This is a genomic window from Providencia sp. PROV130 (assembly GCF_028482225.1).
GTDB classification, from domain to species: Bacteria; Pseudomonadota; Gammaproteobacteria; order Enterobacterales; family Enterobacteriaceae; genus Providencia; species Providencia rettgeri.
The window spans coordinates 79,160-103,224 of sequence record NZ_JAMPQC010000016.1 but is presented as its reverse complement, the minus strand read 5'-3'; the positions used below and the strand labels follow the sequence as shown (position 1 = coordinate 103,224).

Sequence of the window (24,065 nt, the reverse complement as noted above, 5' to 3'; positions counted from 1 at the left end):
CAAGACATTATTTTTATAATTCTGGGTGGAAATAGACAAAATATGTATCGGTTTTAAATAATACCAACCTTCATACCTCAAACAAGTAATAATTCACTTCTTTTGCATAAAAAAACAAAAATACCTTTTTCAAGTTGATTTTTCTTCTTTAGAAATAAAACATTTGGTTGAAATCATCGTAAATCAAATTATTTTTATTATTTAATAGGTTATGGCAATAATTTCACTAACATTTACTTTTGTTACACTTTTTATTTGGCGAATTAATATGCTTAAATGATAATAACTATCAATTAGGAATTTTTACTAAATATCACTCAATCCATAAGGCTATGTTATGAAGTACAAATTACTCGCACTCATTATTCCAACACTACTTACTGTCAATGTTGCTAGCTCCGCTGAAATGTACAATAAAGATGGTAATAAACTTGATGTATACGGACAAATTGATGTCCGCCATCATATTGCCAAAAGCCGTAGCGGCGAAGATGGTGACGACTCACGTGTCAGACTAGGGCTAAAAGGTGATTCGCAAATCACCGACCAGCTGATTGGCTTTGGGCGTTTTGAATGGGAAACGAAAACTAACCAATCGGAATCAACTGAAGAAAATAGCAATCGTTTAGCTTATGCAGGCTTAAAATTTGCAGATTACGGCTCTCTTGATTATGGCCGTAATTATGGTGTTATTTATGATACCAATGCTTGGACAGACGTATTACCACTCTGGGGAGCGGATACGATGGATCAAGAAGATAATTACATGTTAAGCCGTAACCGCAATTTACTCACTTATCGCAATAATAATGCTTTTGGTTACATTGACGGTTTAAGCTTCGCACTACAATATCAGGGTAAAAATGGTGAAAAAAATCTATCATCCGGAGATGAATTAACCGATAACGGTGATGGTTTTGGGTTATCGACCGCTTATGAGCTAGGTTATGGCATTTCCCTTGGCGGTGGTTACTCCTCATCTTCCCGCACACCAAAACAAAAAGATGCCGCAACCAGTAGTGCGACAGGTAAACGCGCCGAAGCATGGAACGTAGGGGGGAAATTTGAATACGAAGACCTCTATCTCGCCGTCATGTATGGCCAAACGCTTAATATGAGTCGTTTTGGTAATGATGATATGGAGTCAATAGCAAATAAAACTCAGAACCTTGAAGTGGTTGCCCTGTATTCTTTTGACTTCGGTCTAACTCCATCAATTGGCTATAACTATTCCAAAGGTAAAAACTTAGGTAGCTTTGGGGATAAAGAATTAGTGAATTATATCGCCATCGGCTCAGCTTATGACTTTAATAAAAATCTGAGCGCTGTTATCGATTATAAAATCAACTTGTTAAACAATAATGATTTTACTGACCATTACAAAGTGAATACCGATAACGTGCTTGGCTTAGGGTTAGTGTATCAATTCTAATATTATCACCCCTAATTTAAAGTAAAGGCTTCCGCTATAAACGGATGCCTTTACTATATAATAGTTCTAGGTATCAGCTTACCTTGATAACAATTTTTCCAAATGCCCCCTGATCGAGCAATTCAAGTGCCTCCGGCAGTTGGTCGAAACGGAATAATTTATCAATGACGGGTTTTAGTTTTATAGCATCAACAGCCCGAACTAAATCTTCAAGAGCTCGTCGATGACCTACGCCAATTCCTTGAATAGTTGGCGATTTTAATAGCAATAACATTCCTGATGCTGACGTATCGTCTGTGTCCATCATGCCTATCAAGGAGATTCGACCATGGGAAGCCACCGCACGGACAGAGTCTGCAAAATTCCTACCACCTACAGTATCAACGACATGATCAATTCCTCTCTCGTTCGTCAGGTGGTAAATGGCTTCAACCCAGTTTTCTTTGTTACGGTTAATAGCGTGATCAGCACCAAGGGCTAACGCAGCAGACAGCTTCTCATCACTCGATGAGGTGATAAATACTTCGGCTCCTACAGACTTCGCTATTTGAAGAGCAAAGAGAGCCACACCTCCTGTTCCTTGAATTAATACGGTTTCGCCAGCACGTAACCCACCTCGTTCAATCAGTGCAAACCAAGCAGTCAACCCTGAACAAACCAACGTACTCGCTTCGACATCGCTCAACATCTTCGGAGCTTTAACCAACCACTCTTCATTCATCACAACATACTCAGCCAAAACGCCCTGAAATGCATAACCTACTGTGTTGTAGTTCGGGTTTTTAGCCGTATTTTTCAACTTCCCATCAATCCAATCTGCGTTAAAAGATGAGATAACTCGCTCCCCTGGACTGAAACGAGTCGTTCTTGGTCCGACACTGACAACAACACCGGCCATATCAGAACCCGGCGTGAAAGGCATTGGCATATTATTTCCCATATGACCTTCAATAATGACTTTATCGCGAAAGTTTAGTGAGACCGCATTAACTCGAACCAGAACTTCATTTGAACCGGGCTGTGGGATTTCGGCTTCCGAGAGTTTCAAATTTTGGCGTCCGATTTCGTTTAGCTCCCAGCGTTTCATTGTTTGTTTCATAGAAATTCCTAAGTAGTAATTAACTGATGAACAGAATTCTATCATTGCCTATTAGTTGATAATGGAGATACTATTTCTCCTTATTGATTCCATTTAGGTGACAATATGAAAGGTGAGATGAACAGTATTCCTATTTTTGTAACCGTCGCTGAGTCTTCTAATTTTTCTCAGGCTGCGGAAAAACTGTATGTCACACGATCGGCGGTGGCAAAAACTATATCCCGCCTTGAAGAAAGGCTTGGTATAACTTTATTTAACCGTACTACTCGTAGCCAGAGCTTGACTGATGAAGGCTTGCTTTATTATGAATTCTGTCGCCGAGCGTTGAATGAAATAAAAATGGCAGAAGATATTTTGGAAGGTGGCAAGCTTCAGGTAAGCGGAAAGTTGAGGGTTTCTGTTCCAGTTTTACTCGGGCATCTCTGTATAGCACCATTATTGTCCTCGTTGGCAAAAGAACATCCAAAGTTAGAACTCGAAATTTCATTCAGCGATCGGCAGGTAGATTTGTCTGAAGAAGGTTTTGACCTAGCTGTCAGGATCGGTGAACTACCTGACAGCAGTACCCTGATAGCACGACATCTGGCTTCTCACTCGATGATTTTCTGTGCTTCTCCCGGTTATTTTCAACAAGCAGGGGAGCCAATTTCATTAGATGATTTGGCACAACATGAAGCCATTGCTTATGTCCGTTCAGGACGTATTCTGAAGTGGCAAGTTAAAAATGAAAGAGGGGAAAATATAGAAGTTAATCCGCCTAGCCGGCTTATGATGGACGATATGCAGGCGATAAAAGATATTGCGATAACGGGTGGTGGAATTGCTTGGTTACCTTACTGGCTTGTCCGTGAGCAGCTCGCCAGTGGCAGTTTGAAAGAAATATTAAAAGAACACTCTTCAGCAAGCTGGCCTATATATGCTGTATGGTTGCGCACGCCCCACCGTTCATTAAAAGTTAGGCTTGCTATCGATAAGCTAATCAGTGAATTACCGAGTATGATAGACGTCATTGAAGCACAGATATAGTATTTGCGAGTACTCTATTGAAGTGCTTTTTAGGTTGCCCTATAAATCTAAGAGTATCTCTATAAAACCATTGTTACTTTTTCATTTCAGTTCCATCTATAAGTATATTAATCAATGAAGTGATCATCATTTAACCAGAATAAAATGACCTATTCGTCACCTAAAAACAAAAAGGCACCAGTAACTAACTGATGCCTTTGAATTTATCGATAACTAAAAACTGTTATCAACAATAACTAGTTTATTCCCACTCAATTGTTGCAGGTGGTTTACCGCTGATATCATAAACGACGCGGGAGATCCCATTGACTTCATTGATAATGCGGTTTGAAACGCGGCCTAGGAAATCATATGGTAAGTGCGCCCAATGAGCGGTCATAAAGTCGATAGTTTCTACTGCACGTAATGAAACCACCCAGTCGTATTTACGGCCATCACCCATGACGCCAACAGAGCGGACAGGTAAGAATACGGTAAACGCTTGGCTAACTTTATGATATAAATCCGCGTTGTGCAGTTCTTCAATAAAGATAGCATCTGCACGACGTAATAAGTCACAGTACTCTTTCTTCACTTCACCTAATACGCGAACCCCTAAACCTGGACCTGGGAATGGATGACGATACAGCATGTCGTACGGAAGGCCTAACTCGAGACCAATTTTACGGACTTCATCTTTAAACAATTCTTTTAATGGCTCAACCAAACCAAGTTTCATGTCATCCGGCAGACCACCGACGTTATGGTGAGACTTAATAACATGCGCTTTGCCAGTTGCTGATGCCGCTGACTCAATAACATCTGGGTAAATAGTCCCTTGAGCCAACCATTTGATATTAGGCAGCTTAGATGACTCTTCATCAAATACTTCGATAAATACATGACCAATTTTCTTACGTTTAGCTTCTGGATCGCTGATCCCCGCTAATGCATTTAAGAAACGATCTTCCGCTTTAGCATGGATAATGTTCAGGTCAAATTTACCTGCAAACATTTCCATCACTTGGTCTGCTTCGTTTAAACGTAATAAACCGTTATCCACGAACACACAAGTTAAACGTTTACCAATTGCACGGTTTAATAGCAATGCCGTAACCGATGAGTCAACACCACCCGATAGCGCGAGCAGTACATGGTCATCACCAATTTGCTCTTTCAAGCGAGCAACTGTATCTTCGATGATTGCAGCAGGTGTCCACAGAGCTTCACATTGGCAAATATCTTTAACGAAACGCGTTAAAATATTTAGGCCTTGGTGAGTGTGAGTCACTTCTGGGTGGAACTGAACACCATAGAATTTCTTCTCTTCATTTGCCATGATGGCATATGGGCAGCTTGGCGTACTGGCAATAGTTTTAAAACTCGCAGGAATAGCGGTAACTTTATCACCATGGCTCATCCAGACATCAAGTACTGGTTTGCCAGCTTCGTTCATAGAGTCATGAATGTCACGGAATAATTCACACTGCTCAGTGATTTCAACATTGGCATAACCGAACTCACGTTCACCAGAGACTTCAACTGCGCCACCCAGTTGCATTGACATGGTTTGCATGCCATAACAAATACCTAATACAGGAACACCTGCATTAAATACGTAATCAGGAGCTCGTGGGCTATCTGATTCAGTCGTACTTTCTGGCCCACCAGAAAGAATGATACCGTTTGGATTAAATTCTCGAATTTGTTCTTCTGTAACGTCCCACGCCCAGAGTTCACAGTAAACGCCAATTTCACGGATACGACGGGCGATCAGCTGTGTATATTGCGAGCCGAAATCAAGAATAAGAATGCGATGTTTATGGATATTTGTTGTCATTTGAGGAGAATTCCAAAAATTCAAGTCAAAAATAAGAATCGGTGACGCAATCGAACGAATGCGCCACCCTGAGAAATTTTATCGATTATTGCCCCAAACGATAGTTTGGAGATTCTTTCGTGATAGTAACATCATGGACGTGGCTTTCTTGGATACCGGCTCCACTGATACGAACAAATTCTGCTTTTGTTCTCAATGCATCAATAGTACCACAACCTGTCAGCCCCATACAGGAGCGTAAGCCACCCATTTGTTGATGAATGATTTCTTTTAAGCGGCCTTTGTATGCTACGCGGCCTTCAATACCTTCAGGCACTAGTTTGTCTGCCGCATTATCAGATTGGAAGTAACGGTCTGACGAGCCTTTAGACATCGCACCAAGTGAGCCCATACCACGGTATGCTTTGTAAGTACGGCCTTGGAATAAAATAGTTTCTCCTGGAGACTCTTCAGTTCCTGCGAACATTGAGCCGACCATCACACACGCAGCACCTGCCGCGATAGCTTTAGAGATGTCACCTGAGAAACGAATACCACCGTCAGCGATAACTGGAATACCGGTCCCTTCAAGGGCTTCTGCCGCTTCAGCGATAGCGGTAATTTGCGGTACGCCCACGCCAGTGACGATACGCGTAGTACAGATAGAACCTGGGCCAATACCGACTTTAACGGCACTAACACCTGCATCAGCCAGTGCTTTCGCCCCTTCTGCTGTTGCGACGTTACCACCAATGATTTGTAGTTCAGGGTATTTTTGGCGAGTTTCACGAATACGTTGTAAAACGCCTTCAGAGTGCCCGTGTGATGAGTCGATAAGTAAAACGTCAACACCTGCTGCGACCAGTGCATCAACGCGCTCTTCGTTACCGCCACCAGCACCTACTGCGGCACCAACACGTAAACGGCCTTGTTCATCTTTACACGCGTTTGGTTTACGTTCAGCTTTTTGGAAGTCTTTAACGGTGATCATGCCTAACAGGTGGAAATTATCGTCAATGACTAAGGCTTTTTCTACGCGTTTTTCGTGCATTTTTTGTAATACGATTTCGCGTGCTTCGCCTTCTTTCACGGTGACTAAACGTTCTTTTGGCGTCATCACCGCAGTAACAGGTTGGTCTAAGTCTGTGACGAAACGAACATCACGGCCCGTAATGATACCGACGAGTGAATTGTCTTTAGCAACAACCGGATAACCCGCGAAACCATTGCGCTGCGCCATCTCTTGGACTTCACGAATGGTGGTATCAGGTGTTACGGTGACAGGATCAGTAACCACACCACTTTCATGTTTTTTCACGCGACGAACTTCTTCAGCTTGGCGCTCAATAGACATATTTTTATGAATAAAGCCAATACCACCTTCTTGAGCAAGTGCGATAGCCAGATCAGATTCGGTGACGGTATCCATCGCTGCAGAGAGCATAGGAATGTTCAGGCGGATTTTTGCAGTCAGTTGAGTAGAGAGGTCTGCCGTATTTGGCAATACAGTTGAGTGTGCAGGGACGAGTAAAACATCGTCGAAAGTTAGAGCTTCTTTTTTAATGCGTAACATAGGCAATATCCCACCAGGCAGCGTTATGAAAGGGTTAAATATTGCCGCGGCATTATACACACCGTAATCGGTTGCTTCCAGCCTTTTTTTGAAAAAAAACTTGATAACTCCTATAGCTGCGTTAGTATCTAGCGATTAAGTCATTGTTTTAAAATTTGATCTGGCTCACATGTCGACTTCACAAAATAACGCAATTTACTCTGTTAGCAAGCTTAACCAATCGGTTCGAGAACTTCTCGATAGCCAAATGGGGCGTATTTGGTTAACAGCTGAAATTTCTAATTTTTCGCAGCCCAGCTCCGGTCATTGGTATCTAACCTTAAAAGATGATCGGGCTCAGGTTCGTGCGGCCATGTTTCGTGGACAAAATACACGGGTCAGCTTCCGTCCTCAGAATGGCCAACAGGTGTTAGTCAGAGCGACTGTCACCTTGTACGAACCGCGTGGCGACTACCAACTAATCATTGAAAGCATGCAGCCCGCCGGTGAAGGCTTACTACAACAGCGTTTTGAGCTATTAAAACAAACACTAAGTGCCCAAGGTTTGTTTGATATTATTCATAAAAAAACGCTACCTAGCCCAGCTAAATCCGTCGGTATCATTACCTCTGCAACGGGTGCAGCCTTACATGATATTTTAAATATTTTACGTCGTCGCGACCCTTCCCTACCTATCATCATCTACCCAACGGCCGTTCAAGGTGAGATGGCACCAGCACAAATTGCTCGGATGATTGAGCTAGCAAATTTGCGTCAAGAATGTGATGTGTTAATCGTCGGTCGCGGAGGCGGTTCACTCGAAGATTTATGGGCATTTAATGAAGAAATCGTTGCTAGAGCGATTTTTGCCAGCCAATTGCCGATAATTAGTGCTGTGGGCCATGAAACTGATGTGACCATCGCCGACTATGTGGCGGACGTAAGAGCACCCACCCCATCTGCGGCGGCTGAGCTTGTTAGTCGTAATCAATTAGAAATGCTCCGTCAGCTAAAATCAGCGCAACAACACCTTGAAATGGCCATGGATTATTTTATCGCAGGCCAACAACAAAAATTCGCACGCTTGCATCACCGCCTACAACAGCAACACCCGCAATTACGCTTGGCAAGGCAACATAACCAGCTTAATTTGTTACAGCAAAAGCTTGCTCAATCGATGTCTAGGACGTTACAAAATTCCACATTGCAATATGAAAGAATTAATCGCCGTTTACTGCAAAACGATTTGCGCCCTCAATTGCAAAAACAACAGCGTCAGTTGCAGCAAACACAGTATCATTTGCAGAATATGGTCACGAGTTTGGTTAATAGTTACCGCCAACGTTTTGCCGTGGCTTGTTCAAAAATGGAAGCGGTTAGCCCATTAGCCACCCTAGCTCGCGGGTTTAGTATCAGTGAAACCCCTAAAGGCACTGTGTTGAAAAAAACCAGCCAAGTGAAAGTTGGCCAACCACTGAAAACTCGCCTGAATGATGGCTGGGTTGAAAGCCAAGTTACTCATATTGAGAAGGTTAAAGTAAAAAGAATATCGAAATAATTATTTTAACCACTTATCTCGATAAAAATAACGAGATAAGTGGTGTTAAATTTATACGTTGATTAGAAACGCACCTGTCCACCTAACATGTAAGTACGCCCTCTTGCTGTTGCATTATTTTTACCGCGTTCTTCCATAATAGCGGTAGAATTTGCACGATTTAATGCATCCGAATAATTTTTATTCGTGATATTATTAACCGTCATCATCAATTTAAAGTTTTTATTAACTTCATAGTCTGTATATAAATCAATGATTGTAGGTTGTTTTTCATACTTATCTTTTAGTGCATTTCCATCATTATCAACGACAGACTCTACACCTATTCGTTTTGAAGGGCCGGTCCATGTAATAGTTGTACCTACGGTTAATTTTTCATCCAATAAACGTACACCTGAATCCAAGGTCACATAATAATCAGGAAGCTCAGTGAAATCTCCCGCACTAAAATCAGCAACCTTAGCTATGGAGTTAGGTTGATCCCCAGTTTCTTTGGTATAGGATAATGTTGAATAAACTATACCTGCATCATAATTAGCCTGTAATTCATAGCCTCGCAGGTTAACATCATGAGGCTCATTGACGTACATATAGCTTTTACGCATAAATTCTGGGAATTCTTTGTCCCATACATCATCATTCATTAAACACCAAGCCAGTTCAGCATTTGATCTTGGGCGACAGAGTAAATAAGGCTTGCTCGTAATATAGTCTTTAATTTTTGTATGGAACCATAATGCCTTCATATTAAATTGGTCACCTTCAAAAATTAAATCAGGTTTAAAGCTATTAAAACCAACTTGCCATGTCTGTGATTTCTCTTCTTTTAAGAATGGGTTCATTGAATTACCACCTTCTTGAGAATAAAAAACCTCTTGCGTATTCGGCGCTCTCATTGAATGCGCATAACTAACAAATGGCTGGAATTCAGGAATAATTTCTGCTGATAATAAAACTCCGGGGTTAAAACCATTACCCCGTAAATTTAAAGTCGCGGCTTCTTGTGGAAAACAAAAATCTTGATCACCACATGCAGGTTTAAAACCTTTTAAGTGATAATTCATATAATTCAAATCAAAAGTTGCTGTATAGATACCATACTTGGCTTCCAATTGTGTATATGCGCTCGCAAGATCTAATGACCCACTTGGCGAGAATGGATTATAGTTCAACGTATCTTGGTCAATAACAGAGCTAACCTCTCGCTCATACTTCGTTTTAGATAACTTAGAACCTATTTTCCATTCAAAATCAATATCACCATAGGAAAACCGGCTTGTATTAGAAAGATTAAGACCATCGCCAATATTTTTGGATTTGCCTTGCCTTAATGCCCAACCTAATGAGTCACCTTCAAATTGTTGGTCATTTTTTCCATGACTCGCTAAAACCTCAACATCAATTAATTCATTTAACGGCGTATATTTATATTTAATATAATAATCTTCACTATTAATCTTTCTTCGCGTGAGCTTATTTTGTAAAAAACGACCACTGAATTCTAATTCATGGCTGTCATTAGGTTTATATTTCAATTTAGCTAATTGCGATTGTGGCTTTTGTTTGAAAGTGGAGTCAGTGGCAAATTCATCACTATCAAACCCATCGCCATTTTTATAACTGCCAGGAATATTGTGGCCGCTAACCGCAATTAAACCGCCAAAATAGCCATCATCTTGCAATAATGTCTTTCCTGCGACCGCTACCATACCATTATAACCGAGACCATTATCTCCCCAGCTAGCTTTACTACGCAGCCCATATACATTATCTTTAAAAATCACATCATCAATACCGATAGTACGAAAATTTGCACTCCCTGCTAAAGCGTTAACACTATTGCCTCCATTTAATTGCCCTTTCTCTACTTCAACTTCAACAATAAAATTTGGGTCAATTAAAGCGCCAAAATCATTATTTGGCTGTTGTCCATGTGTATATTGACTTGGGGAAATTCCATAATAACTTTGCGTGACACCATCCACCATCATATTCACGCGACCAAAACCACTCAACCCGCGAATATTGACATTAACGGTACCTTGGCTGGCATCCATTTGAGTATAGGTTCCGGGCATGGTACGAATAATTTTATCCATTGATTGCAATTTATTTTCCGTACCCACCGCGCTATAAGCACCCGGTTTTTCCAATGCTTTGACTAATGGCGTTTGTTTTTGCGCACCTGAGACTTTTAATTGGCTAAAATTAACCACACCTTCTTTCTGCTTATTCTGCTGCTGCGTATTTTCAGCCAAAGCAATCCCTTGGTAGCTAGTGGCAATAATGCTAGCAACCATAATTATTGTTTTATTATTCATTAAACCATTCCTGTAAACGTACTGTGTGTCATACGCTCACACCGCTAGCACAGGCCAAATAAAGCCTGTGAAGAGGCTCAGCAACAATGTCATTGATATTGTTGCTGGCCTGAAATCACCTAAATTTTATAGGTTAATTATTATTTTAAATATGGAAAATATTTATCTTTATTTTCAAGCATGAGAATAAAACTATATTCTTGGGCGATATCATCTAGTGCATTAAAACGCCCTGATTTACCACCATGCCCCGCATTCATATTAGTATCTAATAATAATAATGAATTGCCTTGTTTAATATCTCGTAATTTAGCCACCCATTTTGCTGGTTCCCAATATTGAACTTGAGAGTCATGTAACCCAGTAGTCACTAAAATATGTGGGTAATGTTGTGCTTTGATATTGTCATAAGGGCTATACGCTTTAATTCGCCAGTAATCTTCTTCATTTTCAGGGTTACCCCACTCATCGTATTCCCCGGTGGTCAGAGGGATTGATGGGTCTAACATTGTGGTTACCACATCAACAAATGGAACAGCGGAAACAACGCCCTCGTATAAATCAGGCGCCATATTCACAACCGCGCCCATTAATAAGCCACCCGCACTGCCCCCCATGGCATACACATGTCCTGCTTTACCATAACCTTCTGATAATAACCCTTTGGTTGCATCAATAAAGTCAGTAAAGGTATTCATCTTGTGGATTGTTTTGCCTTGTATGTACCAATTTTTACCTAAGTCACCACCACCACGAATATGTGCGATCGCATAAACAAAGCCGCGATCCAGTAAAGACAAACGAGATGAACTAAATGAAGGGTCAATGCCATATCCATAAGCGCCATAACCATAGACTAACAATGGGTTTTGGCCATGTTTGAAAAGATCTTTACGGTAAACCAATGAAACCGGGACTTTTACCCCATCTTGTGCAGTAACCCAAATACGCTCACTTTGGTAATTTTGCTTATTAAAGTCTTTAACTTCTTCTTGTTTTAACAGCTGCTTTTCTTGAGTCAGCATATTAATTTCATATACTGAAGACGGTGTGGTCATTGATGAGTAACCGTAGCGTAGTTTATCCGTATCTGGCTCAGGGTTATTTCCGATCCACGCCATGTATGTTGGGTCATCAAAGCTCACTTGGTTTTCTTTATGCGTTAACCAACTGATTTGGCGAATATTCACTAAACCATTTTGGCGTTCTTCCACAACTAACCAATTATTAAATAAAGCAAAACCTTCAAGATCAACCCCATCACGCGGCGCAATAAAGCTTACCCATGGTGCTGAAATATTGTCTGCAATATATAAACCAAATAATGGATGCTGGTGATTAGAACGAATATAGAATTTACCGTTGAAATGGTCAGGATAGTACTCAACCCCCGTTTGACGTGGTTTTAAAATTTTAACGTCATTTTGTGGCTGATTGGCATCAATTAAGCGGTACTCAGAGGTTTCAGTACTCGTGATACCCATTAAAATAAAATCTTTTGAAGTCGATTTCGCTAAACTAACGTAAAAAGTATCATCCTTTTCTTCATACACCAGTTTGTCTTGCGTTTGCTGTGTACCATATTGATGTTTAACCACCTGATAAGGTAGTAATGTTTGCTTGTCCTTATTCACATAGAATAGCGTTTGGTTGTCATTAGCCCAGACAATATTACCTGAAGTATTGGTTAATACATTTTCCTGCCACTTGCTCTCATCAATTTTGCGAAATGACACTGCAAATTCATTACGTCCTTGGCGATCTTCAGCAATCGCTAGCGTGGTATTATCCGGCGAAATCGCTAACGCTCCCATACGATAATATTCAGAGCCTTCCGCTCGTTCATTACCATCAACTAATACAACCCATTCATCTTGGCTATTTACAGGGCGTCTTTCATAGATAGAATAATTTTTACCTGCGACAACTCGTGAACGATAGGTATAACCATTATAATTATAGGGAACTGACTCATCGTCCTGCTTCATACGTGAAAACAATTCATCGTAAATTTCTTTTTTTAACGATTCACCTTTTGCAAGTTGTTGCTGCGTATAATTATTCTCTTGCGTTAAATATTCGATAATTTCTGGAGACTCGCGTTGATCATCTCTTAACCAATAATAGTTATCTACACGGGCATCTCCGTGAGTGGTGATGGTATGAGGTTGTTTTTTGGCTATTGGTGCTGACATTCTATCCTCCGCAGCACTGGTTGCTGCATATAAACCAAGTAAAGTAATAAAACAAAACTCAGTGAGTTTATTACGCATAATTTATCCAATCTATTTTTCATTAAGAGTAAAATCAATAGGTATCCTGACAGTTACTCGTCCATTGATTAAAATTTCAGCTGGGGGTTCAGGTAAAGGTGCTGCTCTCGATAGCACCTGCAATGCTTCTCTATCCAAAGATCGTGTTCCTGATGAACTTACTAGGTCACTACCAAGCAAAAAACCTTGTGGATCAACCGTAAATGTTACTGTTGATTGACCGACTCGCCCCCGCCTTACGGCGTCTTCAGGGAATCGCTTGTATTTATTTAGTTTCCCCAATACTTGTGCTTCCCATAGCCTTTTCGCGTTATCTATCGATTGTGACTGACTATTAAATTCTGCGGCAATTTTCTGAGTTTGTAATGGCGCTGCTGCATCACTGGTGACAGGGGCATCATTGGCTTTTGAATCAGTCGCTTGTTTTTGTTCAACTACCTGCTTTTCACGCTTTTGTTTTTTGACTTCAGCTGTTTGTTTTGGACTCACCGCTTTAGCAACTTGCACCTCTGCCTGCTCATTGATGGTTAATGGTGGGATAATTTTCTCTTCTGATGGTGCTTCATGAGCCTGGCTCGCCACCGATAACTCTTGTAGTTGACCAATGTTAGCTTCTGTCAATTGTTCGGCTTGCGATTCAATTGAAATTTCCATTACCACTGATGGCGGAGGCAATAACTCTTCCCATTGTTGATTGTGAGTTACCCATATATATAACCCAACAACCCCAATATGAAGAGCAATTGCCAATATGAAGCCCCCACTCATCTTCGTTGTTCGCTTCAAATACTCATTTTCAAATGTTGTTATACTCATTTTTATCTTACGTACTTACGTATTCATATATAAATGCAAATGATAATTAATAACAAATGAAAATGGAAATCATTTCTTGCTGAAAATAAAGATTACTTCACAAAATTAACTTTTTTGAAATCATTAACTTGCTATTACTTAGTCATCATTTAGGCGTGTACCACACAAAATCAGCATGTAAATGGTCTATTTCGTCACCTCTTTCTGAAATAATTAATACTTTTACGGGTTCTTCGGGGGCGAGGTCTTGCACATGTAAAGGCACACCAATTGCTCTTGTTGCATGATAGCCACCTGCGAATAGGAGCGCGGGTGTAGGTCCATTTAATAACGACTCTGCCATACGGCGGTCACGCAACTGCTGTATAACGGTCATTTTTGCCACTTGTTCCGCTGTCAGTTCCCCACCATGAGAACTTTCAATCGTTTTACTGATAAGTTCTTGAACAATGGGTTGAGCTGAATATTGCCCCGTTACTGATGACGGTTTAGCGTAGGCGGCAAGCACCTCTTCTTTATCTAGGTTTGCAGACAGTAGCGGATAAGGCGAACTCAGCAAATGGCGGATTAAAGCCCCGTATTGCTCCCAAGGCCAACCGCTATTCCAATTTAAAGCGGACTGTAGCTTTTCGTCACGAATATAAGGGTTATTTTGCATCTGCGCCTGTACACGGTTCACACTATTTTGCTGCGACGGTGTCAGCATTTCGAGTAGAACCGCGCCTTGAGGTCGTATTTTCGGCATTTCTTGTGCAAGCCATTGCTCAATTTGGTGGTGATAATGGTTATCATGTTTTTCTCCGACAATGACACGTGGAGATTGAGCAAGCTGCTCGACTAATTGCTGAGGTGTTAAAGACTTACCTGTTGCTAAGTCAATAATTTGGTTGCTTACTGTTAGTTGGCTATCTAATTGTACGATTGTCGGTTCAATTTTTTGTGTACAACCGATAAGGAAAAATAACCCAACCATTAAAGTGGCTATTCGAGAGGTCAATCTAATTGAAATCATTATGCTTTCCATCTTATGTCGTCAAGCTCACAAGATACAGATAATGAGAATCATTTTCAATAAAAAGGCTCCTATAAAATCATAGAAGCCTTTAACACAAATTAATTAATATTAACTGTTAGAGTGGGTTCGTTTGTGCTTCAACCACTGCCAATGCCACCATATTCACGATACGGCGTACCGATGCAATTGGTGTCAAGATATGTACTGGTTTCGCTACGCCCATCAATACCGGCCCGACAGTCACGCCATCAGAGCTTGTCACACGTAGTAAATTATAACTAATACGTGCCGCTTCCATATTCGGCATAATTAATAAATTTGCTGAACCTTTTAATGGGCTATCAGGCATCACATCTTTACGGATAGATTCAATTAATGCGGCATCCGCATGCATTTCGCCATCAATTTCAAGATGAGGGTCACGCGCTTTGATCATCGAGAGTGTATCACGCATTTTTTGTGCTGATGCGCAGTCTGAAGAACCAAAGCTAGAACGCGATAATAAAGCCACTTTTGGCTCAATACCGAAGCGTCTTACCGTATCCGCTGCCATTAACGTGATTTCAGTTAACTCTTCTGGTGAAGGGTCTTCATTAACATAAGTATCTGCGATAAACGTATTGCCCGTTGGTAATAACAATGCATTCATTGCACCTGCAGCATGAACACCCTCGCGGAAACCGAATAAATCTTTAACAACTTCATAATGTTCGCCATAGCTGCCCACGGTACCACAAATCATCCCGTCAGCTTCACCGCGTAACACCATGATCCCACCAATTAAGGTTGGGTTATTAATCACTGCACGACGCGCTATTTCCTGGGATACACCACGACGTTTCATGATTTGGTAATATTCTTGCCAGTATTCTTTATAACGCGGGTCGTTTTCGTTATTAACCACTTCAAAATCTTTACCTAACTCAATGTGTAGGCCAAGTTTTTGAATACGCATTTCAATCACACTTGGGCGCCCAACCAAGATTGGGAAAGCCAAACCTAAAGAAACCAGCTCTTGTGTAGCATGTAGTACACGCTCTTCTTCCCCTTCAGCTAAAACAATGCGTTTTTTCGCAGTCTTAGCTTGAGAGAAGATAGGTTTCATGAATAAATTTGTCTTATAAACAAATTGATTTAATTTTTCGATATAGACATCGAAGTCTTCAATTGGACGCGTTGCTACCCCTGAGTCCATTGCTGCTTTTGCCACAGCCGGTGCAATTTTAACAATCAAACGTGGGTCAAATGGCTTCGGAATAATGTATTCAGGGCCAAAAAATAAATCTTGGTTACCATACGCTGAAGCCACTTCTTCGCTTTGCTCAGCCAATGCAAGGTCTGCAATGGCATACACACAAGCCAGTTTCATTTCTTCATTAATCGTTGTTGCACCGACATCTAACGCACCACGGAAAATGAATGGGAAACACAACACGTTATTAACCTGATTTGGGTAATCAGAGCGGCCAGTACAAATAATGGCATCAGGGCGAACTTCTTTCGCCAATGGTGGCAAAATTTCGGGTTCAGGATTGGCCAGTGCTAAGATTAGCGGATCTTTTGCCATGGTTTTCACCATTTCCGGCGTTAAAAGACGTGGACCTGAACAACCTAAGAAAATATCCGCATTAGGAATAGCATCTGCCAAAGTACGCTGACCGTTATCTTCAATGGCATACGCAGCTTTGGTGACATCCATGCGTTCATCTCGGCCTTTATAAATCACCCCTTTTGAATCACAGACGGTGATATGTTCGCGTTTCAACCCCAACGCGACGAGTAAATTCATACAAGCGATTGATGCTGCGCCAGCGCCAGAAACTACAAGGCGGACATCACCAATTTCTTTTTTTACAATGCGTAATCCATTGATAACAGCAGCAGTACAAATGATAGCGGTTCCGTGTTGGTCATCATGGAACACAGGGATTTTCATCCGCTCACGGAGCTTTTGTTCAATATAAAAGCATTCTGGTGCTTTGATATCTTCCAAGTTAATACCACCAAAAGTCGGCTCAAGAGACGCAATGATATCAACTAATTTGTCTGGATCTGTTTCATCAACTTCAATATCAAAGACATCAACACCAGAAAACTTTTTAAATAGTACACCTTTTCCTTCCATGACTGGTTTACCAGCCAAGGCACCAATATTACCTAACCCAAGGACGGCAGTACCATTAGAGACAACCCCGACAAGGTTACCTTTAGCTGTGTAACGATAAGCTTTAAGTGGGTCATCTGCAATTTCTAGACATGGCACTGCAACACCTGGTGAGTATGCTAATGCGAGATCTCTCTGGGTTGTTAGTGGTTTAGTTGGGGTAACCGTAATTTTCCCAGGATGTGGAAACTCATGAAAATCAAGAGCACTTTGTTTTAATTTGTCATCCATCGTCAAGTCCTTTCAAAAGAAGTAAGGTAAGAGCGATAACAGTATAAACACATCTCACTAGCAAATCATGATCATACTGGCAATTTCCAGAAAAATCTTTCAGTTACAATAGAGTTAGGTCACTGCCTGAGTAAAACATAATCGCCTTGGTTATGTTGTTCATATCGCAACCTCGCTTTAATTTTAAAAGATACAACTAAAAATAATTTATTATTAATTTTATGAGGTTAATATATATAAATAATTAATTGCATAATAATACAATATAATTCCACCTTAAATATGTTCATCTGTTTAACTTTAATTTAACTATTAGATATGATTTTCCCGATTTTAATGTATTATCACCAAGCACCATATTATTAGTATGGAACTATAAAATATTAAGTAAACGATTAATATAAATCTCACTTCTCCATACTGCTGATTATATAATTATTAAAACCCCAATTAAATATAATAAACGTACCGAAATTAAATTGTCTATTTTATAGGAAATACCTAACTAGACGTTGGCATTTGAGACATAAAAAGGAACCCTCTATGTCTAAATATACAGTAATGATTATTGACGAGCACCCTATTATACGCTTGGGATTGCGGCAGCTCATCAATACCGATACACACTTTATTATCACAGCAGAGTGCGCTTGTTGCTACGAAGCTCTAAGTATGGCAAGGCAGTTAAAACCTAACCTAATTATTATAGATATTAATATTCAAGGTATTAAAACATTTGAAACTATACGTTTACTTCGTAAACACTGCAATGATAGCTACTTATTAGTGTTATCTGCCTCGACGATTAAAACAGATATATATGGTGCTATTGACGCGGGAGCACAAGGTTATTTATTAAAAAATAGTGAGCTTGATATGCTATTCTACAGTATGAAAAAAGCCTCTAAAGGGCAATTAGTTTTTAGTGAGAAAATTTATCAACATCTTATTTCACGTCATCATTATAATGACCCGCTATCCGCATTGACAAAACGAGAGTCTGAAATTTTGCATGAAATGGCTGTAGGTTTAAAAAATCGTGAAATATCTAACTTACTTTTTATTTCAGAGGAAACCGTTAAAGTTCACATTCGAAATATTCTTAAAAAATTACGCGTTCGATCTCGTCTTGAAGCTAGCTTAATGTATATGCGTTCAAGATAATTTATTTTTAATATATTAATTATCTGAGCTAAATTACATTTAATGTCATTATAAGGTTATTATATATTTCTCACATTTGGGCTAGATCCCAAGTGAGTTTTGCCGCATTATGTAAGGATTATCGCTAGTTTTTTGAGGAAAATCATATGCCCAATACACCTAACTCTCCTTATATTATGTACGGAATTAAAAACTGTGACACCATTAAAAAAGCACGCCGTTACTTAGAAGACAATGGAGTTAACTATCAATTTCATGATTATCGTGTTGATGGTATTAGCGATGAACTACTTTCTACCTTTATGGAACATATTGATTGGGAAGTATTAGTCAATAAACGAGGAACAACTTGGCGAAAACTGACTGATGATGAAAAAAATGCAGTTATTGACGCAGACAGTGCTAAAAAAGTGCTAATTGCAGAGCCTGCCATGATCAAAAGACCCATACTTGTTTCTCCAGATAACCGATACTTAGTTGGGTTTAACGCTAATGACTACCAAAGCTTCATTCGATAATCAGGTGGATTTAATGGATTGTCCCGTTATTCAACTAGCCAAAGAACTGATTGCACGCCCTTCTATCAGCCCCGATGACCAAGGCTGCCAAGCAATACTTACCGAGCGCTTAAACCAACTTGGTTTTACCATTGAACCAATGCATTTTGGTAGCACATTAAATTTTTGGGCACACCGAGGCACTCAAGGGCCAACCCTCGCATTTGCAGGTCATACCGATGTTGTACCCGCAGGCAATAGCGAAAATTGGCAAACTCCTCCGTTTAACCCAACAATTATTAATCAACATTTATATGGCCGTGGTGCTGCTGATATGAAAGGTTCTGTCGCAGCAATGGTTGTCGCAGCAGAGCGCTTTGTCGAAAAACACCCTCACCACCAAGGACGCTTGGCCTTTTTAATCACCTCAGATGAAGAAGCTGATGCATTAGATGGCACGGTTAAAGTTGTAGAAACATTAATGGCACGTAATGAGCGCGTTGATTACTGTTTAGTCGGTGAGCCATCAAGCCAATCTCATTTAGGCGACATCATAAAAAATGGGCGTAGAGGCTCTATTACAGCAAATTTGACTATTTTAGGAACACAGGGGCATGTCGCTTATCCACATCTAGCTGACAACCCGGTGCACCGTGCAACCGCTTTTTTGCAAGAGCTCACTTCAACTATCTGGGATAACGGCAACGAATTTTTCCCTGCCACCACCATGCAAATTGCCAATATTCATGCGGGTACTGGGGCAAGTAATGTGATCCCCGGTGAGTTATTTGTTCAATTTAATTTTCGTTTCAGCACAGAATTGACCGACACACAAATACGTGACAGGGTCACTAGTATGTTAGACCGCCATGGTCTGGCATATAAAATAGAATGGTCATTATCTGGTCAGCCATTTTTGACTGAAAAACAAGAACTTGTCACTGCAACTTTGCAAGCAATCCATGAATTGACGGGTCTTAACGCTGAGCTATCTACCAGTGGTGGAACATCAGATGGTCGTTTTATCGCCCAAATGGGTACTCAAGTGATTGAGCTTGGCCCATTGAATGCCACTATACATAAAGTTGATGAATGCGTTAGTGTCAAAGACTTGCAACAACTTGCCTTAATTTATGAGCGAGTCATGGAGCTATTGTTATTATGATTACCATCGCAATGCTAACAGGCCGTTCCACGGACCATTTAGTGACACTTGGTGGCCCTCATCGCCTACAATTTAATGCCACCAAGGCATTTTTAGCCATGCAACAAGCTGCAGTAAAAGCGGGCTTCAAGTTACAATCAGCAAGTGCATTTCGTGATTTTTCACGTCAACAGTTAATTTGGAATGAAAAATTCACCGGTCTTCGCCCTGTTCTTGATGCACAAAGCCAACCTTTAGATATTACAACGCTTTCAGAAGGTGAGCTGTGTGAAGCTATTTTACATTGGTCTGCATTACCAGGAGCAAGCCGTCATCATTGGGGAACCGAAATAGATGTTTATGACCCATTACGGATCCCAGCAGGGCAAACTTTACAATTAGAGCCTTGGGAATATGAAACTGGCGGCTATTTTGCTGAACTAAACCACTGGCTGACGGATAACATGGCGACATTTGATTTTTATCGTCCCTTCACGGCAAAAAATGCAGGGGTTGCCGATGAACCTTGGCATATTAGTTACTGGCCGCTGTCCCATGAAGCTGAACAGCTTTTAACGCCAGAAGTCATTAAGCAAGTTCTCAAGCAAGAAGATATTTGCGGGAAAAATTGGTTAAACACTAACTTAGATTATGTATTTGAACGCTATATTAGGGTTCCTGAATAATTTCTAAGCTAACAAAACAATTTCTATAACGCCAACGCCTCATAGGTGATGCGACATCATTTATGGGGCTTCTTTATTTTGTTTGGAAATTTGTTCATCAACAACTGGAAGTCGATACATAAAAATAAGCAGCCAACACAACAGTGCCAATAAACCCATTTTTAACCATATATAACTAACAACCCAGATTGATAGTGAAAAAGTAAGTATTATCAATATAATTGCTTTTGGCTTTGCCCCTTTCGGTAGCCCTTTATGCTTTTGCCAGTGACGAATATACCCCCCAAACCAAGAGCGATATAATAACCAATGATGAAAACGTGGAGATGAACGAGAAAAGCACCATGCCGCCAATAATAAGAAAGGCGTGGTAGGCAAAACCGGAAGAACGACGCCAGCAAAAGCCAGCGCAACAGCTAACCATCCAATAGCAATGAGGAACAATTTTTTCAAAATTCCCCCGCCTCCCGAATAAATAAATTAAATGGTAAAAACCGCATAAAATCTGTGGTAACTCATAATAATATCAATGGTATACTCTAATGGTAAACAAGCTTAATGAAAAGTCGCTTTTGCCTGTTGATGCGATTATTATTCCCTCGCTCTACTACGAAAAGAGCGCTAATAGCCCCAGTCATGACTTGCTAAGCCTGAGAAAATGACAGGAGCCTAAACTTAAGATTACTAGGAAGCCCCATGAATCATTACTCTTTTTTTATGAAGGCCGGAAAAGTTATTGCTATCGTTACACCAAATGAACAAGAGACTCAAAAGCTAATTGCTGCCGGATATGAAAAGCAATTTGAAGAAGTTGACGCCGTTTCAACAGAAAAAGCGCTTGAACGCTTTGCTGATATTCGTGGTGAAGAGGTTAAAAATATCTACGCACTTACAGGCTCTGATATTTTGCTTGGTATTGCTGGTGCATTTGCCATGGTATTTAAATAAACAGTAAGCTCTGTAGGTATATTTTCTGTAGTTATCTCTGAAAAACATACAGTTTCATACAAAGTGCAAATGGTACTCTAACGGTATAAATTTTAAATAATTTAAAATCAACATTTAGCTTTTACCCAATTTCATAGAGGTAATGTATGCAATGGTTAGCCGACTACTGGTGGATAATTTTACTCTTATTGGTAGGTCTTATCTGGAATTCAGTCAAAGAAATGATGAAATTGGACCCCAAAAAGTTTTTAGATGACAAGCCAGAAATCCCTCCACATCAAGATAATAACCACCTTTGGGATGATGAAGACGATTGGCCTAAAGACAAGAAGAAGTAACCTTTTGCTTTATTTCAGCTAAAAGCGCTGGTTGGTATAGTTTTACCTGTATACCAACCTCTTTTCTTACTCGTTGTAACCATTGCTTTTGCCCTGTCATACCAATATCCACACAAATCTGTGCGATAGGCTCACACGACACAAAGTGCCGTCTGAGGATCGCAAGCCCAGTTTTTTCTTCCCTTAATAAACGCATAATCGCACTTTGACTCGCAGAAATAGGACGTTTAAACTCACTAAAACCGATCAGTTCTATCCAATCATCAGGGGTTAATTGCTGCTGCTCACTGGTTTCTAAAGCAAACTCAGACAGATCATTTCGCCAATAAATATCGCGTTTTAATTGCATTTCCCCTTGTTGACAAAGTAGGCTTGCCCGATCTGATAGCGGTAATATCGCCATTGCCGTGAAACAGCCACTGCTCGCTTCTTTGTGCGAACCTATTCGTATTAACCGAAAGCCCGCTTTTTGCCAAAATGCGACTAGGTCCGGTGTTAATCCAAAACTAACAGATAAAAAATCTAACCCTTGCTCTGTAGCAATTGCTTTCTGTTTTTCTAAAAGCGTCAAACCAATTTGGCGCCTACGGTGATTCGCATCAACGGCAATACGCATCACTCGGCGAGATAGCCATTGTGCTGCAATAGGGAAATAACTATGAGCGGCTAAAGATTGGACAACTAAATTTCCTCTTGGTCGACGAAGCCCAGCCCATATTTGCCAGCTCAATGATTCGGTCAATTGTCCTTCATCTACCATCCATAATGCACCTAAATAGGCACAATCATGAGACTCGGTTTTTGCCACCATAAAATGTTGCTGTTGGGCATCCAATAGTCGTCGTAAATCTAATGGTGACGTTCGATAATGTGCACTCATCAATAAGCCATAAAACGCTTTTAATTGCTCATTATTTTCCGCTAATGATGCCTGGGTTAACGCTTTATATTCAATATTGCCAGCAAGAACCGTTTGAGTAGTGGGCTCTTGCAGCAATAAAGCCTCATTGACCCACAATTCTAAGGGATCATTAGCCGCATAGCGCATTGGGTTATCAAGTTGCAGTAAAGTGAAATGGGCTAAACTTGCACAGAACTTTAGCGTAAATCCACGCCCTGTTCCTTCATAGCCATCAACTGTCGTGGTTAATAAAACTCGAGGGAAATACCCCACGAGTTCTCGTAAAATATAATTAGGGATTGCAGAAGCTTCATCGATGATCAGCCAATCTGCTGTTATATTTTCATTGCTGCGGCAGTATGCGAGTAAGCTATCTGGGGACCAAAAATTAATCTTTTGGCCTGCATGCCGGCTTAAGACTTCCGTCGCCACTTTTGCAGGTGCACAACACCAACACTCCCCCACAACATGTTGTATTAACATCCCTGCTATTGCCGATTTACCGCGCCCTCTCGGCGCTATCAAACCCCAAACTCCATGTTCTGCTCTTAATAATCGACTAATTATTTGCTGCTGCTGTTCTGTTGGCTGGCCTGTCGGTGCTTGCCATAATGGTTTGTTTTTTAGTAATGAAAAATCAGGCTCATTCCCTTGTTTATAAAATAAAATATCGGGGGATGTTTGGAAAGTTCGCTGCATGTGATGAACAAAATTTGGTGTCGAAATGAGCCCCAATTGTTCATTCCAGCGCAGGCTGTCTAAATCGGTATTTGTCGCCCACGCTTTTTGAGGTGCCGTACATAAAACTAACAAGCTCCCTGCTTTTAACGTGCCAGCAAGCATGGCTATTGCTTCACTATGAAACCCTTTACGTACATCAAAGATGCCATGTAAAAATTCACGGCCCAATAATAGATGTGCATTTTCAGGGGAAACCCCTTGCGGTAAGTTTGATGAAACTGTTAACCAATCACCATCAATAGTAACTTGAAGTTGTTTGAGTTGTTGTTCTACCCATGCATCGTCGCCAGAGAGAACCATAAGACGACGCATACCAACTATATGCAGTTGTTCTATAATGACAGGAAGTAATTTCACCATC

Annotated in this window: 19 protein-coding genes; 9 read left to right on the top strand and 10 right to left on the bottom strand. The window is 40.6% G+C overall.

The features are described from left to right. The first annotated feature begins 337 nt into the window (after window positions 1–337). On the top strand, window positions 338–1,432 hold the full coding sequence (locus tag PSF28_RS11490) for a porin (protein WP_272685080.1): 1,095 nt from the start codon (window positions 338–340) through the stop codon (window positions 1,430–1,432). A 73-nt stretch (window positions 1,433–1,505) separates the two neighbouring features. On the opposite strand, the gene PSF28_RS11485 is transcribed toward PSF28_RS11490, so the two are convergent. After that, the gene (locus PSF28_RS11485) at window positions 1,506–2,531 is read right to left on the bottom strand and encodes a zinc-dependent alcohol dehydrogenase family protein (protein ID WP_210838472.1); all 1,026 of its coding nucleotides are present in this window, start codon (window positions 2,529–2,531) and stop codon (window positions 1,506–1,508) included. Window positions 2,532–2,636: 105 nt separating this feature from the next. Here PSF28_RS11485 and PSF28_RS11480 point away from each other — a divergent pair, with 105 nt between their 5' ends. Continuing rightward, window positions 2,637–3,557: a LysR family transcriptional regulator gene (locus tag PSF28_RS11480; RefSeq protein WP_210838474.1), complete on the top strand. Its 921-nt coding sequence runs from the start codon at window positions 2,637–2,639 to the stop codon at window positions 3,555–3,557. 241 nt (window positions 3,558–3,798) lie between these two features. Here the strand turns inward: PSF28_RS11480 and guaA are convergent, their stop codons facing one another. Beyond that, on the bottom strand, window positions 3,799–5,376 hold the full coding sequence (gene guaA, locus PSF28_RS11475; RefSeq protein WP_210838476.1) for a glutamine-hydrolyzing GMP synthase: 1,578 nt from the start codon (window positions 5,374–5,376) through the stop codon (window positions 3,799–3,801). Window positions 5,377–5,461: 85 nt separating this feature from the next. Beyond that, complete coding sequence (gene guaB / locus PSF28_RS11470; protein WP_210838479.1) at window positions 5,462–6,928, bottom strand: IMP dehydrogenase; 1,467 nt, start codon at window positions 6,926–6,928, stop codon at window positions 5,462–5,464. Between the two features lie 169 nt (window positions 6,929–7,097). Between guaB and xseA the strand changes: the two genes are divergently transcribed. Then, window positions 7,098–8,465, top strand: coding sequence for an exodeoxyribonuclease VII large subunit (xseA, locus tag PSF28_RS11465; RefSeq protein ID WP_272685079.1), 1,368 nt, complete (start codon window positions 7,098–7,100; stop codon window positions 8,463–8,465). Between the two features lie 62 nt (window positions 8,466–8,527). On the opposite strand, the gene PSF28_RS11460 is transcribed toward xseA, so the two are convergent. The 5 genes from PSF28_RS11460 to maeB form a co-directional block, all read right to left on the bottom strand. After that, a complete protein-coding gene (locus PSF28_RS11460; RefSeq protein WP_272685078.1) occupies window positions 8,528–10,786 on the bottom strand; it encodes a TonB-dependent receptor domain-containing protein in 2,259 nt (752 codons plus the stop codon). 140 nt (window positions 10,787–10,926) lie between these two features. Next, window positions 10,927–13,059: a S9 family peptidase gene (locus PSF28_RS11455; RefSeq protein WP_272685077.1), complete on the bottom strand. Its 2,133-nt coding sequence runs from the start codon at window positions 13,057–13,059 to the stop codon at window positions 10,927–10,929. Between the two features lie 12 nt (window positions 13,060–13,071). Continuing rightward, window positions 13,072–13,875 carry a cell envelope integrity protein TolA gene (locus PSF28_RS11450; protein ID WP_272683733.1) on the bottom strand — a complete coding sequence of 268 codons (804 nt, stop codon included), beginning with the start codon at window positions 13,873–13,875 and terminating at the stop codon, window positions 13,072–13,074. Between the two features lie 145 nt (window positions 13,876–14,020). After that, window positions 14,021–14,887, bottom strand: coding sequence for a ChaN family lipoprotein (locus PSF28_RS11445; protein WP_272685076.1), 867 nt, complete (start codon window positions 14,885–14,887; stop codon window positions 14,021–14,023). A gap of 118 nt (window positions 14,888–15,005) precedes the next feature. Then, window positions 15,006–17,285 carry an NADP-dependent oxaloacetate-decarboxylating malate dehydrogenase gene (maeB, locus tag PSF28_RS11440; protein ID WP_210838489.1) on the bottom strand — a complete coding sequence of 760 codons (2,280 nt, stop codon included), beginning with the start codon at window positions 17,283–17,285 and terminating at the stop codon, window positions 15,006–15,008. Between the two features lie 543 nt (window positions 17,286–17,828). On the opposite strand from maeB, the gene PSF28_RS11435 reads away from it, so the two are divergent. The 4 genes from PSF28_RS11435 to PSF28_RS11420 all read left to right on the top strand — a co-directional run bounded on the left by PSF28_RS11435 (window position 17,829) and on the right by PSF28_RS11420 (window position 20,776). After that, window positions 17,829–18,449 carry a LuxR C-terminal-related transcriptional regulator gene (locus PSF28_RS11435; RefSeq protein ID WP_272685075.1) on the top strand — a complete coding sequence of 207 codons (621 nt, stop codon included), beginning with the start codon at window positions 17,829–17,831 and terminating at the stop codon, window positions 18,447–18,449. A 146-nt stretch (window positions 18,450–18,595) separates the two neighbouring features. Further along, on the top strand, window positions 18,596–18,967 hold the full coding sequence (locus PSF28_RS11430; protein WP_247605480.1) for an ArsC family reductase: 372 nt from the start codon (window positions 18,596–18,598) through the stop codon (window positions 18,965–18,967). Window positions 18,968–18,980: 13 nt separating this feature from the next. Beyond that, entirely contained in the window at window positions 18,981–20,111 is a 1,131-nt protein-coding gene (gene dapE, locus PSF28_RS11425; RefSeq protein WP_210840251.1) for a succinyl-diaminopimelate desuccinylase, read from the top strand. Next, the gene (locus PSF28_RS11420; protein WP_272664761.1) at window positions 20,108–20,776 is read left to right on the top strand and encodes a M15 family metallopeptidase; all 669 of its coding nucleotides are present in this window, start codon (window positions 20,108–20,110) and stop codon (window positions 20,774–20,776) included. Before dapE ends, PSF28_RS11420 begins: the two co-directional genes overlap by 4 nt. Window positions 20,777–20,836: 60 nt before the next feature. On the opposite strand, the gene PSF28_RS11415 is transcribed toward PSF28_RS11420, so the two are convergent. After that, window positions 20,837–21,229, bottom strand: a complete 393-nt coding sequence (locus tag PSF28_RS11415; RefSeq protein WP_210840247.1) for a DUF454 family protein — start codon at window positions 21,227–21,229, stop codon at window positions 20,837–20,839. A gap of 243 nt (window positions 21,230–21,472) precedes the next feature. Here PSF28_RS11415 and PSF28_RS11410 point away from each other — a divergent pair, with 243 nt between their 5' ends. Together PSF28_RS11410 and PSF28_RS11405 are read left to right on the top strand one after the other, a co-directional pair. Next, window positions 21,473–21,724 carry a hypothetical protein gene (locus tag PSF28_RS11410; protein WP_247605479.1) on the top strand — a complete coding sequence of 84 codons (252 nt, stop codon included), beginning with the start codon at window positions 21,473–21,475 and terminating at the stop codon, window positions 21,722–21,724. Window positions 21,725–21,870: 146 nt separating this feature from the next. Next, entirely contained in the window at window positions 21,871–22,062 is a 192-nt protein-coding gene (locus PSF28_RS11405) for a YpfN family protein (protein WP_210840246.1), read from the top strand. On the opposite strand, the gene PSF28_RS11400 is transcribed toward PSF28_RS11405, so the two are convergent. Next, window positions 22,043–24,064 carry a tRNA(Met) cytidine acetyltransferase TmcA gene (locus tag PSF28_RS11400; RefSeq protein WP_210840245.1) on the bottom strand — a complete coding sequence of 674 codons (2,022 nt, stop codon included), beginning with the start codon at window positions 24,062–24,064 and terminating at the stop codon, window positions 22,043–22,045. The two genes, PSF28_RS11405 and PSF28_RS11400, sit on opposite strands and share 20 nt — an antisense overlap. Window position 24,065 lies beyond the last annotated feature (1 nt).